Genomic DNA, 12,269 nt, shown 5'->3' on the forward strand with positions numbered 1-12,269 from the left:
CCGGAGGGACCCGGCGGCCACCACCCCTGAACGACAAAGGAGTCGCGGGTGTCCAGCTCCGACATCTTCATCGGCGAGACCATCGGTACCGCCCTGCTCACCCTGCTCGGCGGCGGCGTGTGCGCCGCGCTGACACTCAAGAGCTCCAAGGCCCGCGGCGCCGGCTGGCTCGCGATCACCTTCGGCTGGGGTTTCGCCGTCCTGATCGCCGCCTACGTCTCCGCGCCGCTCTCCGGTGCGCACCTCAACCCGGCCGTCACCGTCGGCATCGCGATCAAGGACGGCGCCTGGGGCGACGTCCCGGTCTACGTCGCCGGCCAGCTGCTCGGCGCCATGATCGGCTCGGTCCTGATGTGGCTCGCCTACTACGGCCAGTTCCGGGCGCACCTGTCCGACCCGGAGCACATCCGTGACGCCAAGCTCGGCCCCGAGGACCCGCACCCGCACGACGTGGCCGGCCCGGTGCTCGGGATCTTCTCCACGGGCCCCGAGATCCGCAACGTCGTCCAGAACCTGACGACCGAGATCATCGGCACCGCCGTCCTGGTCCTGGCCATCCTGACCCAGGGCCTCCAGGACGACGGCAAGGGCCTCGGCGTCATCGGCGTCCTGATCACCTCGTTCGTCGTCGTCGGCATCGGCCTCTCGCTGGGCGGCCCCACCGGCTACGCCATCAACCCGGTCCGCGACCTCGGCCCGCGCATCGTCCACTCCCTGCTGCCGCTGCCCAACAAGGGCGGCTCGGACTGGAGCTACTCCTGGATCCCGGTCCTCGGCCCCCTCGCGGGTGCCGCGCTCGCCGGCGGTCTGTACAACATCGCGTTCGCCTGATCAGCAATCGGCACCACGGCACCATCCGCACCGCCATTCTGATTCCGCCTACTTCGACACCTGCCAGGAGCAGCCACCATGACCACCAGCACCGGCCCCTTCATCGCCGCGATCGACCAGGGCACCACCTCCTCCCGCTGCATCGTCTTCGACCGTGACGGGCGCATCGTCGCCGTCGACCAGAAGGAGCACGAGCAGATCTTCCCGAAGCCGGGCTGGGTCGAGCACGACGCCGCCGAGATCTGGACCAACGTCCAGGAGGTCGTCGCCGGGGCCATGGCCAAGGCCGCCCAAGGCATTCCGGGCTTCACCTCCGCCGACGTCAAGGCCGTCGGCATCACCAACCAGCGCGAGACCACCCTGCTGTGGGACCGCCACACCGGCGAGCCGGTCCACAACGCGCTGGTCTGGCAGGACACCCGCACCGACGCCCTGTGCAAGGAGCTCGGCCGCAACGTCGGCCAGGACCGCTTCCGCCGCGAGACCGGCCTGCCGCTGGCGAGCTACTTCGCCGGCCCCAAGGTGCGCTGGCTGCTCGACAACGTCGAGGGCCTGCGCGAGCGCGCCGCGGCCGGGGACATCCTCTTCGGCACCATGGACTCCTGGGTCATCTGGAACCTCACCGGCGGCGCCCAGGGCGGTGTGCACGTCACCGACGTCACCAACGCCTCGCGCACCATGCTGATGAACCTGCACACCCTGGCCTGGGACGAGAAGATCGCCGAGTCCATGGACGTGCCCCTCAACGTCCTCCCGGAGATCAAGTCCTCCGCCGAGGTCTACGGCCACGTCAAGGAGGGCGTCCTCGCGGGCGTCCCGGTCGCCTCGGCGCTCGGCGACCAGCAGGCCGCGCTGTTCGGCCAGACCTGTTTCGCCGAGGGCGAGGCGAAGTCCACGTACGGCACCGGAACGTTCATGCTGATGAACACCGGCGACAAGATCATCAACTCTTACAGCGGCCTGCTGACCACCGTCGGCTACCAGATCGGCGACCAGCAGCCGGTCTACGCGCTGGAAGGCTCCATCGCCGTCACCGGCTCGCTCGTCCAGTGGATGCGCGACCAGATGGGCATGATCAAGACCGCGGCCGAGATCGAGACCCTGGCCTCGTCCGTCGAGGACAACGGCGGCGCGTACTTCGTGCCCGCCTTCTCCGGCCTGTTCGCCCCGTACTGGCGCTCCGACGCCCGCGGTGTGATCGCCGGCCTCACCCGGTACGTCACCAAGGCGCACATCGCCCGTGCCGTCCTGGAGGCCACCGCCTGGCAGACCCGCGAGATCACCGACGCCATGACCAAGGACTCGGGCGTCGAGCTCGCCGCCCTCAAGGTCGACGGCGGCATGACCTCCAACAACCTGCTGATGCAGACCCTCTCCGACTTCGTGGACGCCCCCGTGGTGCGCCCGATGGTCGCCGAGACCACCTGCCTCGGCGCCGCCTACGCCGCCGGCCTGGCCGTCGGCTTCTGGCCCGACACCGACGCCCTGCGCGCCAACTGGCGCCGCGCGGCGGAGTGGACCCCGCGGATGCCCGCCGAGCAGCGGGAGCGCGAGTACAAGAGCTGGCTCAAGGCCGTGGAGCGGTCCATGGGCTGGGTCGACGACGAAGACGCCAGCTGACCGCACAGCGGCGCAATCGACGAGCAAGTAGGAGTCAACGGACATGAGCACCCTGCAGAGCGTTCCCACCCTGGGTACGCACCCGACCGCCGGTTCGAACGCGAGCCGCGCCGAGACCCGTGAGCAGCTGGCGAAGGCCACGTACGACCTGCTGGTCATCGGCGGTGGGATCCTGGGCACCTCGGTGGCCTGGCACGCCGCGCAGTCGGGTCTGCGGGTCGCCATGGTGGACGCCGGCGACTTCGCCGGCGCCACCTCCTCGGCCTCCTCCAAGCTCGTCCACGGCGGCCTGCGCTACCTGCAGACCGGTTCGGTCAAGCTGGTCGCCGAGAACCACCACGAGCGCCGGGTGCTGGCCAAGGACGTGGCCCCGCACCTGGTCAACCCGCTCACCTTCTACCTCCCGGTGTACAAGGGCGGTCCGGTGGGCGCGGCGAAGCTGGGCGCGGGCGTGTTCGCGTACTCGGCGCTCTCCGGTTTCGGCGACGGCATGGGCAAGATCATTTCTCCGGCCCGTGCCGCCGCCGACAACCCGGGTCTGAAGACGGACAACCTCAAGGCCGTCGCGGTCTACTACGACCACCAGATGAACGATTCGCGCGTCGCCGTCATGACGGTCCGCGCGGCCGTCGAGTCGGGTGCGGTCGTCCTGAACCACGCCGAGGTCACCGGTCTGCGCATGACGCGCGGCCGGGTCTCGGGCGCCGAGCTCAAGGACCGCCTGGACGGCACCGAGTTCGGTGTGGACGCCCGCGTCGTGCTGAACGCCACCGGCCCGTGGGTGGACCACCTGCGGCGCATGGAGGACAAGCACTCCATGCCGTCGATCCGCCTTTCCAAGGGCGCGCACATCGTGATGAAGCGCAAGTCGCCGTGGAAGGCCGCCATGGCCACCCCGATCGACAAGTACCGCATCACCTTCGCCCTGCCGTGGGAGGACCAGCTCCTGCTGGGCACCACCGACGAGGTGTACGAGGGCGACCCGGCGGACGTGCGGGCCACCGAGGGCGACATCCAGCAGATCCTGGACGAGGCGGCCTTCTCGGTGAAGGACGCCGATCTGGACCGCTCGCTGATGACGTACGCCTTCGCGGGCCTGCGCGTGCTGCCCGGCGGCCCGGGCGGGGTGGAGAAGGCCAAGCGCGAGACGGTCGTCTCCGAGGGCGCGGGCGGCATGCTGTCGGTGGCCGGCGGCAAGTGGACCACGTACCGGCACATCGGCCGCGTGGTCATGAACAAGCTGGCCAAGCTTCCTGGCAGCCCGCTGACCGAGGACATGGAGCCGGTGAAGTCCCTCGTACGACGGATCGCGCTGCCCGGTGTCGCCAACCCGAACGCGGTGGCGCACCGGCTGCTCGTGGACCGCGAGCCGGGCTCCCGGATGGACCCGCTGACCGCGCGGCACCTGGCCTCGCACTACGGCTCGCTGGCCTTCGACATCGCGCGGCTCGCCAACGAGGACCCGGCGCTGGCCGAGCGCATCCACCCGGACGGTCCGGAGATCTGGGCGCAGGTCGCCTACGCCCGCGACAACGAGTGGGCCGAGACGGCCGACGACGTGCTGCGCCGCCGTACGACGGTGACGGTCCGCGGTCTGGACACCGCCGAAGTGCGCGGCCGGGTCGAGGAGATGCTGGCCGACAAGGCATAAGCGGTGGCGTGAACGGGCAGAGGGGCGGTTCCAGGGGGAACCGCCCCTCTGTCGTGGGCTGTGGCCGGTGCCTCATCAAGGCTTAGGCTGACCCACGTACACAAGGGAACTTCGGAAGGAGACCTGGGTGATCGAGCTTGAGGGCGTGCCCGAGCTGATCGACCCGGTCATGGTGGCCGCGTTCGAGGGCTGGAACGACGCGGGTGACGCGGCCTCCGGTGCGGTCGCACACCTGGACCGGGAGTGGAAGGGCGAGGTCTTCGCGGCTCTGGACGCCGAGGACTACTACGACTTCCAGGTCAACCGGCCGACGGTGTGGCTGGACAACGGGGTACGGAAGATCACGTGGCCGACGACCCGGTTGTCGGTGGTCCGGATCGGCGGGACCAAACCGCGCGACCTGGTGCTGGTGCGGGGCATCGAACCGTCCATGCGGTGGCGTTCGTTCTGCAACGAGATCCTGGGCTTCGCCCACGAGCTCGGCGTGGAGATGGTCGTCATCCTGGGGGCGCTGCTGGGCGACACCCCGCACACCCGCCCGGTGCCGGTCAGCGGGGTGACCTCGGACGCGGATCTGGCGCGGACGATGGACCTGGAGGAGACCAAGTACGAGGGCCCGACCGGGATCGTGGGCATCCTCCAGGAGGCCTGCACCCATGCCGGGGTGCCGGCAGTGTCCCTGTGGGCGGCGGTGCCGCACTACGTGTCCCAGCCGCCGAACCCGAAGGCGACCCTCGCGCTGCTCAACCGGCTGGAGGATCTGATCGACATCCGGATCCCGCTGGGCGAACTCCCCGAGGACGCGCGGGCGTGGCAGCTGGGCGTGGACCAACTGGCCGCCGAGGACAGCGAGGTGGCGGAGTACGTCCAGACGCTGGAGGAGGCGCGGGACACCGCGGATCTGCCGGAGGCTTCGGGCGATGCCATTGCCCGGGAGTTCGAGCGGTACCTGCGGCGGCGGGATCCTTCCGCGGGTGCGGAGCCGGGTGACGGGTCCTATTTGCGGGACACGTCCAGTGGGCTGACGCGGCCCCCTAAGCGGAAGCCGGATCCGTCCGGTTCCGAGGAGCCCCCGGCCTCTCCGGCGGCCTCGCCGGACGAGGACGAGACGCCTCCGGAGGCGTAGCCCGGTGCTGGGGCGGGGAGATTTCTCCCCGCCCCGCCCTTTCGCCGTTTCCCGGGGCTCCGCCCCGGACCCCGCTCCTCAAACGCCGGCGGGGCTGGAATTGCCTGACGGCAATCCAGCCCCGCCGGGCAAAATCCAGCCTCGCCGGCGTTTTAGGCGCGGGGGTCCGGGGGCAGCGCCCCCGGAAACGGCGCCGCAGGTTGCTTACAGGGCTACGCCCAGGAGCGCGTCGACCGTGCGGGACACGAGACCCGGCGCCGACTCGTCGTCGCCGTCGGAGACGAGCTGACGATCGACCCAGCGGTCCACGGCCGCCAGTGCCGCAGGGGCGTTGAGGTCGTTGGAGAGGGCCTCGCGGACCTCCTCGACCAGGGCATCCGCCGCGATGCCGTCCGGGCGGGAGACGGCCGCGCGCCAGCGCTCCAGGCGGGCCACCGCCTCCGCGAGGACCGCGTCGGTCCACTCCCAGTCCGCGCGGTAGTGGTGCGAGAGCAGGGCCAGGCGGATCGCCGCCGGGTCCACTCCGGCCCGCCGCAGGGCCGATACGAAGACCAGGTTGCCCTTGGACTTCGACATCTTCTCGCCGTGCAGCGCGACCATCCCGGCGTGTACGTACGCCTTGGCCATCGGGAACTCGCCCGTCAGCACCTGGGCGTGCGAGGCGCCCATCTCGTGGTGCGGGAAGGCCAGGTCGGAGCCGCCGCCCTGGATGTCGAAGGTCATCCCCAGGTGGTCCAGGGCGATGGCCACGCATTCGATGTGCCAGCCGGGCCGGCCGCGGCCCAGCGAGCCGCCGTCCCAGCTCGGCTCGCCCGGGCGGGCCGCCATCCACAGCATCGGGTCGAGCGGGTTCTTCTTGCCCGCCCGGTCCGGGTCGCCGCCCCGCTCGGCCGACAGCAGCCGCATCGCCTCGGCGTCCAGGTTGGACACCTTGCCGAAGTTCGGGTCGGACTCCACCGAGAAGTAGACGTCGCCGTCCAGCTCGTAGGCGGCGCCCGCGTCCCGCAGCCGCTCGACCAGCGGCACGATGCCGGGTATGGCCTCGACGGCGCCGATGTAGTGCTGCGGCGGCAGCATCCGCAGGGCGGTCATGTCCTCGCGGAAGAGAGCGGTCTCGCTTTCGGCGAGCTCGGTCCAGTCCTTGTTGTCACGCAGGGCACGCTCCAGCAGTGGATCGTCGACGTCCGTGACGTTCTGGACGTAGATGACCTGCCGCTTGGTGTCGAGCCACACGCGCTGCACGAGGTCGAACGCGTTGTAGGTCGCCGCGTGACCGATGTGCGTCGCGTCGTACGGGGTGATCCCGCAGACGTAGATACGGGCGACGGGACCGGGGGCGAGGGTGATCGTCCCTTGGGTCGCGGTGTCGTGGATCTGGAGGTCGCGGCCCTTGCCAGGCAGGGCGGGGACCTCAGAAGCGGGCCAGGCATGCATGACTCGAGACTAACCGGACGGGTGTTCCTCAAACGAACCGGACCTGCACTGTTGTCCGGATCGGCACTCTTGCGCCATGGCCGGATCTATGCGTTGCGTTCCGCTGCGGCCCTCGGCGAGGTCAGACCGGCGGCCACGGGATCGCCGGCCACTGGCCCGAGGGCTGGGGATGCCTCCCGGTGCGCAGCAGCAGGGCCACGCGGGCCCGTACGGCGGCCAGCTCGGCGGTGGTGAGCAGTTCGGCCAGTCGGGTGGCCAGGGGCTGTCCGGTGGCCAGGCCGGCCTCCAGGGCGGTCAGCACGGACCCGGCTTCCTCCGTCAGCGGCTCCCCCGCCCAGCCCCACAGCAGGGTGCGCAGTTTGTCCTCGGTGTGGAAGGTCACTCCGTGGTCGATGCCGTAGAGCCGTCCGTCGGGGGCGGGCAGCAGGTGGCCGCCCTTGCGGTCGCCGTTGTTGATCACCGCGTCGAGGACGGACATCCGGCGCAGCCGTTCGTCGTCGGCGTGCACGAGGAGCGCGGTGCGGCCCTCGCCGACCTCGGCGAAGGCGACGGGTTTCCAGCCCTCCCCCGCCTCCTCGCCGTCCACGAGCGCGAGCAGTTCCGCTTCCGGGGACTCCCCCGTCTCGATCCACTGCTGGACCATGCCCTCGCCGTACGGTCCGTCGCGCAGCACGGTCGGGGGCACCAGCCCCCAGCCGGTGGCCTCGGAGACCAGGTACGCGGCGACCTCCCGCTGGGCGAGGTTCCCGTCGGGGAAGTCCCACAGCGGGCGCTCGCCCTTGACCGGTTTGTACACGCAGTCGGTGCTCGCGCCCCCGTGCGTGACACGGCACAGCAGGACGGCGTTGGACGCCTCCCGGATCCGGCCGACGACGGTGAGTTCCCCGTGGGCCAGCAGCTCCTCCAGCTCCCCCGTGGCGTTCACGCCTGGCGCCGGTAGCCGTTCTGGCGCGGGCAGACGTGCCCTTCGGGGTCCAGCGGGAGGCTGCACAGCGGGCAGGGCGGCCGGCCCGCGTTGACCACGTCCAGGGCCCGCTTGGTGAAGGCCCGGGCCTGGGCGCCTGTGAGGCGGACGCGCAGCATCGGCGGCCCGTTCTCCTCGTCCTGGAGCAGCCGCTCCTCCGCCTCGGCGAGGTCCTCCTCCGAGTCGGCGTCGAGCTCCACCAGGGCCTGCGCCTCGACGATCATGCGCTGGTCCTCGCCGTCCCAGGCCAGGGCCATGGTGCCGACGCGGAACTCCTCCTCGACGGGGACGTCCAGGGGTGCGGTGTCGGTCGCTTCGGCGGGGGCCACGGCCGGGACGGGGGCATTGCCCCCGGTGCGCCGTACGACCTCGTCCAGCAGTTCTTCCATCCGCTCCGCCAGCGCCGCCACCTGGGTCTTCTCCAGGGAGACGGAGGTGACGCGGGGGCCGGTGGAGGCCTGCAGGAAGAACGTACGGCGTCCAGGCAGGCCGACCGTGCCGGCCACGAAACGGTCCGGTGGGTCGTAGAGGAACACCTGACGGGGCACGTCCAGTCTCCAAGCGTCCGGGGGTGCCCCCAGACGGAGTCTGGGGGAGGCAGGGGCAGGGCTGCGCCCATGGGTTGGCCCGTCCACCCTACTGCGCCGTTCGATCACACCGCGCCCGCACCACCTCCTACGACGGCCTCGCCGCCCGCTTCCGCGGCGTCCTGGGCCGTCGCCGCGTCCGGGGAGGCGCTTTCGCGGGGCGCGAAGGAGGCGAAGTCGCCGGTGTCGCCGAGCCGGAGGAGGAAGGGCCGGGTCGGCGTGTAGCGGATGGCGGTGACGGAGCAGGGGTCGACGTGGATCCGCTGGAAGAGGTCCAGGTGCATGCCGAGGGCGTCCGCGACAAGGGACTTGATGATGTCGCCGTGCGAGCACATCAGGAACACGGCGTCCGTGCCGTGTTCCTCCTCGATCCGCGCGTTCCAGTCGCGGACGGCGTCCACGGCGCGGGCCTGCATGGCCCGCATGGACTCGCCGCCGGGGAAGGCGGCGGCCGAGGGGTGCTGCTGGACGATGCGCATCAGCGGTTCTTCGGACAATTCGGAGAGTTTGCGGCCCGACCAGTCGCCGTAGTGGCACTCGCCGATCCGCTCGTCGGTGTGGAGCGCGAGACCGGGCCGGGCCGCCAGGAGCGGGGCCAGGGTCTCGGCGCACCGCTCCAGCGGGCTGGTGACGGCGGCGGCGAGGGGCACGGCGGCGAGCCGCCCGGGCAGCGCGGCGGCCTGTGCGGCTCCGTGCTCGTCGAGGGTCACCCCCGGGGTCCATCCGGCGAGCAGCCCTGCGGTGTTGGCGGTGGACCGCCCGTGTCGTACGAGGATCAGCGTGGCCATGGCAGAAGGGTAAGCGGTGACGCCGGCGTGCGGTCGGGGCCCGGGCAGGGAACAATGCGCGAGTGATTGTGGACTGCGCCATGTACCGCGAAGGCCGCCGCTCCGAGGCGCCCGACGACTTCTCCGATGCCCTCGACGAGGCGCGGGCCACCGGCGACGCCTTCCTCTGGGTGGGCATGTACGAGCCGACGGAGAAGGAGTTCGAGCACGTCAGCCAGGAGTTCGGGCTGCACCCGCTGGCGGTGGAGGACGCGCTGACCGCGCACCAGCGGCCGAAGATGGAGGTCTACGACGATTCGCTGTTCGTGGTCCTCAAGCCGGTGATGTACGACGATGCCTCGGACACGGTGAGCACGGGCGAGCTGATGGTGTTCATCGGCGACTCCTTCGTCGTCACGGTCCGGCACGGCGAAGGGGCCGCGCTGGCCGCCGTGCGCCACCGTCTGGAGCAGGATCCCGAGGTGCTGGGGCACGGCCCGACGGCGGTGCTGTACGCGGTCTCGGACGCGGTGGTGGACCACTACATCGAGGTGGCCGCCGAGCTCCAGGCGGATCTGGAGGAGCTGGAGGCGGAGGTGTTCTCGCCGAATCCCGCGGACAGCAAGAACACCGCCGCCCGGATCTACGGGTTCAAGCGGCAGGTCCTGGAGTTCCGCCGGGCCACGAGTCCGCTGCTGCAGCCGATGGACCGGCTCGCCTTCGGGAACGTGCCCTTCGTGCACGAGCGCGCCCAGCCGTTCTTCCGCGACGTCGCCGACCACCTGACGAAGGCGAACGAGTACATCGAGGGCCTGGACCGGCTGCTGTCGGACGCGCTGGCCGCGCACCTGGCGCAGATGGGCGTCCGGCAGAACGACGACATGCGCAAGATCTCCGCCTGGGCGGCCATGGCGGCGGTCCCGACGATGGTGGCGGGGATCTACGGGATGAACTTCGAGCACATGCCGGAGCTCAAGCACCGCTGGGGCTATCCGATGGTGCTGCTGGTGATGGCGGTCATCTGCGTGGGCCTGCACCGGATGTTCAAGCGCCGCGGCTGGCTCTAGGCCGTGACCGGGGGGCCGGTCGGGCGGGCCGGCCGGCGGATGGCTCGCCCGGCCCCGGGCTCAGGCGAATTCGGGCGTCGGGGCGCCGCCGAGGGCATCGCGCCGCTCCGGCATGCGCAGGTCGATCATCCGGTGCCAGCCGCTGAACCGCTCGTACGCGTACATCCCGCGGATCCCGGCGGCGAGCGCGGCCGCCTTCGGGGCGGGCCAGCGCAGCAGCCGGCCCATGTGGTCCATGACGGCGAGGCTGACGTCGCGGTAGACGGCGATCTCGGCGAGGGCGCTCTCGCGCAGGACCCGGTGGATGACCGGCCCGTAGCCCTCGCGGGCGAGGCGCAGCAACTCCTCGTGGCAGTAGGAGAGGTGGTTGTCCTCGTCGTGGCTGATCATGCGGATGGCCCTGCCGACCTCGGGGTGGTCGCCGAAGTACGTGACCAGCATGACCATCTGGTCGGCGGCGCGCTGTTCGGTGACCCGGCTGTGCGCCAGGTAGACGACGATGTCGCGCTCGGTCAGGGGTTCGTCGCGGCGGAGCTTGTCGTGCGCGAGGCCGATGCCGCGCCGCTCCAGCAGCATCGTGTAGTCGGTCTCGGGCGGGACCGGGACCGGCGGCAGGCCGCGCTTGCGCAGCAGGGCGTTGAAGATCCGGCCGTGTTTGTCCTCGTCGGCGCCGTGCCGGGTGATCTTGGGCGCGAGGTCGCGCATGCCGTCGGGGACCAGGGCCGCGATCCGGGCGTTCTCCCAGCCGCCCTGGGACTCCCCGCTGGCGGCGATGGAGCAGAACAGCTGGAAGGAGTCGTCATTCTCGACGATCTCCTGGAACAGGCTGCGGGCAGAGAGCATGCACCGAGTCAAACTCCGCGCGCCCGGGCGGGCAACCCGCGGGGCGCGCTACTCGTCCGAATGAACGAAGTCCCGAGATGGCCCGCGCCGCGTAACCCGCGGGCCGCCCGGCGCGTTGTTGGCTGTGTCGGCCGTGGCGGGGAAGACCCCCCGAGCCCCCACCACGGCCGCAGACCACGCCTTTTCCACGCCGCCCTCGCACTGCTCCGCAGGCTTCGGGCGGCTGCGCCGGACTCCGTCCGGCGGCGGCTCAGGCCAGGCCGGCCAGCTCCATGGCCTCGGTGCCGGCCCGCAGGGCGGCGATCCGCTCGTCGAGGGTGAAGCCGGCGGGGGCGAGCGTGAGGGTGGTGACCCCGGCCTCCGCGTAGGCCCGCATCCCGTCGGCGATGCGCTCGACGGAGCCGAGCAGGGTGGTGGAGTCGATCAGCGAGTGCGGGACCGCGGCGGCCGCGCCCTGCTTGTCGCCCGCCAGGTACTTGTCCTGGATCTCGGCGGCTTCCTTCTCGTAGCCCATGCGCTGGGCCAGCTGGTTGTAGAAGTTCTGCTTGCGGCTGCCCATGCCGCCCACGTACAGGGCGGTGTACGGGCGGAACATGTCCGCGAGCCCGGCCACGTCCTCGCCGAGGGCCAGCGGCACGGTCGGGCAGACGTCGAAGCCGTCCATCGTCAGCCCGGCCTTCTCGCGGCCCGCCCGGATGTGGGTGAGGGCGGTGGCCTCCAGGTGCTCGGCGGCCGGGAAGATCAGCAGGGCGCCGTCGGCGATCTCGCCGGTCTGCTCCAGGTTCTTCGGCCCGATCGCGGCGATGTAGAGCGGGATGTGCTCGCGCTCGGGGTGCACGGTCAGCTTGAGCGGCTTGCCCGGCCCCCCGGGCAGCGGCAGCGTCCAGTGCTCGCCCTCGTAGGACAGCCGCTCGCGGGTCATCGCCTTGCGGACGATCTCCACGTACTCGCGGGTCCGCGCGAGCGGCTTGTCGAACTTCACCCCGTACCAGCCCTCGGAGACCTGGGGGCCGGAGACGCCGAGCCCGAGCCGGAAGCGGCCCTTGGTGAGGGAGTCGAGGGTGGCGGCGGTCATGGCCGTCATGGCGGGCTGGCGGGCCGGGATCTGGAGGATCGCGGACCCGACGTCGATGCGCTCGGTCTGGGCGGCGACCCAGGCGAGCACGGTCGGCGCGTCGGAGCCGTAGGCCTCCGCGGCCCAGCAGACGTCGTAGCCGAGGCGGTCGGCCTCCTGCGCGACGGCCAGGTTGTCGGCGTCCATGCCAGCGCCCCAGTAGCCGAGATTGATGCCGAGCCGCATGTGTGGTCCCCTTGCCTGTTTACCGATCAGTAACGTGGGTCTGCGGGGACTGTAGCGCGCCCGGGTGCCCCGCGTCAGC

The 12,269-nt window shown here is 71.2% G+C and carries 11 protein-coding genes; 5 read left to right on the top strand and 6 right to left on the bottom strand.

All coding sequences use genetic code 11. The features are described 5' to 3' along the window. The first annotated feature begins 48 nt into the window (after window positions 1-48). The 4 genes from AC3IYI_RS07885 (at window position 49) to AC3IYI_RS07900 (ending at window position 5,228) form a co-directional block, all read left to right on the top strand. Window positions 49-831, top strand: coding sequence for an MIP/aquaporin family protein (locus AC3IYI_RS07885; RefSeq protein ID WP_489409501.1), 783 nt, complete (start codon window positions 49-51; stop codon window positions 829-831). A 78-nt stretch (window positions 832-909) separates the two neighbouring features. Next, the gene (gene glpK / locus AC3IYI_RS07890; RefSeq protein WP_489409502.1) at window positions 910-2,451 is read left to right on the top strand and encodes a glycerol kinase GlpK; all 1,542 of its coding nucleotides are present in this window, start codon (window positions 910-912) and stop codon (window positions 2,449-2,451) included. Window positions 2,452-2,494: 43 nt separating this feature from the next. After that, window positions 2,495-4,102 (top strand): glycerol-3-phosphate dehydrogenase/oxidase, encoded by a 1,608-nt coding sequence (locus tag AC3IYI_RS07895; protein WP_489409503.1) that lies wholly within the window; start codon window positions 2,495-2,497, stop codon window positions 4,100-4,102. Window positions 4,103-4,229: 127 nt separating this feature from the next. Beyond that, on the top strand, window positions 4,230-5,228 hold the full coding sequence (locus AC3IYI_RS07900) for a PAC2 family protein (protein WP_489409504.1): 999 nt from the start codon (window positions 4,230-4,232) through the stop codon (window positions 5,226-5,228). Between the two features lie 204 nt (window positions 5,229-5,432). On the opposite strand, the gene mshC is transcribed toward AC3IYI_RS07900, so the two are convergent. The 4 genes from mshC to AC3IYI_RS07920 all read right to left on the bottom strand — a co-directional run bounded on the left by mshC (window position 5,433) and on the right by AC3IYI_RS07920 (window position 9,001). Next, window positions 5,433-6,662 (bottom strand): cysteine--1-D-myo-inosityl 2-amino-2-deoxy-alpha-D-glucopyranoside ligase, encoded by a 1,230-nt coding sequence (gene mshC / locus AC3IYI_RS07905; protein ID WP_489409505.1) that lies wholly within the window; start codon window positions 6,660-6,662, stop codon window positions 5,433-5,435. Between the two features lie 121 nt (window positions 6,663-6,783). Continuing rightward, a complete protein-coding gene (locus AC3IYI_RS07910; RefSeq protein WP_489411465.1) occupies window positions 6,784-7,620 on the bottom strand; it encodes an SCO1664 family protein in 837 nt (278 codons plus the stop codon). Then, window positions 7,584-8,174, bottom strand: a complete 591-nt coding sequence (locus tag AC3IYI_RS07915) for a DUF3090 domain-containing protein (RefSeq protein WP_243333987.1) — start codon at window positions 8,172-8,174, stop codon at window positions 7,584-7,586. The genes AC3IYI_RS07910 and AC3IYI_RS07915 overlap by 37 nt, the downstream gene beginning before the upstream one ends. Before the next feature lie 104 nt (window positions 8,175-8,278). Further along, complete coding sequence (locus tag AC3IYI_RS07920; protein ID WP_489409506.1) at window positions 8,279-9,001, bottom strand: histidine phosphatase family protein; 723 nt, start codon at window positions 8,999-9,001, stop codon at window positions 8,279-8,281. A gap of 62 nt (window positions 9,002-9,063) precedes the next feature. Between AC3IYI_RS07920 and corA the strand changes: the two genes are divergently transcribed. Then, a complete protein-coding gene (gene corA / locus AC3IYI_RS07925; protein WP_489409507.1) occupies window positions 9,064-10,047 on the top strand; it encodes a magnesium/cobalt transporter CorA in 984 nt (327 codons plus the stop codon). A 60-nt stretch (window positions 10,048-10,107) separates the two neighbouring features. Here the strand turns inward: corA and AC3IYI_RS07930 are convergent, their stop codons facing one another. Together AC3IYI_RS07930 and AC3IYI_RS07935 are read right to left on the bottom strand one after the other, a co-directional pair. After that, the gene (locus tag AC3IYI_RS07930) at window positions 10,108-10,890 is read right to left on the bottom strand and encodes a ferritin-like domain-containing protein (protein WP_489409508.1); all 783 of its coding nucleotides are present in this window, start codon (window positions 10,888-10,890) and stop codon (window positions 10,108-10,110) included. 250 nt (window positions 10,891-11,140) lie between these two features. Continuing rightward, window positions 11,141-12,190: an LLM class F420-dependent oxidoreductase gene (locus AC3IYI_RS07935; RefSeq protein WP_489409509.1), complete on the bottom strand. Its 1,050-nt coding sequence runs from the start codon at window positions 12,188-12,190 to the stop codon at window positions 11,141-11,143. Window positions 12,191-12,269: the final 79 nt, after the last annotated feature.

Source organism: Streptomyces sp. GL_148, assembly GCF_057834205.1.

What these genes read in the sequence shown, in the direction of transcription:
- glpK (WP_489409502.1), top strand. Translation starts at nt 910, where the DNA reads ATGACCACCAGCACCGGCCCCTTCATCGCCGCGATCGACCAGGGCACC.
- AC3IYI_RS07895 (WP_489409503.1), top strand. Translation starts at nt 2,495, where the DNA reads ATGAGCACCCTGCAGAGCGTTCCCACCCTGGGTACGCACCCGACCGCC.
- mshC (WP_489409505.1), bottom strand. Translation starts at nt 6,662, where the DNA reads ATGCATGCCTGGCCCGCTTCTGAGGTCCCCGCCCTGCCTGGCAAGGGC.
- AC3IYI_RS07920 (WP_489409506.1), bottom strand. Translation starts at nt 9,001, where the DNA reads ATGGCCACGCTGATCCTCGTACGACACGGGCGGTCCACCGCCAACACC.
- AC3IYI_RS07930 (WP_489409508.1), bottom strand. Translation starts at nt 10,890, where the DNA reads ATGCTCTCTGCCCGCAGCCTGTTCCAGGAGATCGTCGAGAATGACGAC.
- AC3IYI_RS07935 (WP_489409509.1), bottom strand. Translation starts at nt 12,190, where the DNA reads ATGCGGCTCGGCATCAATCTCGGCTACTGGGGCGCTGGCATGGACGCC.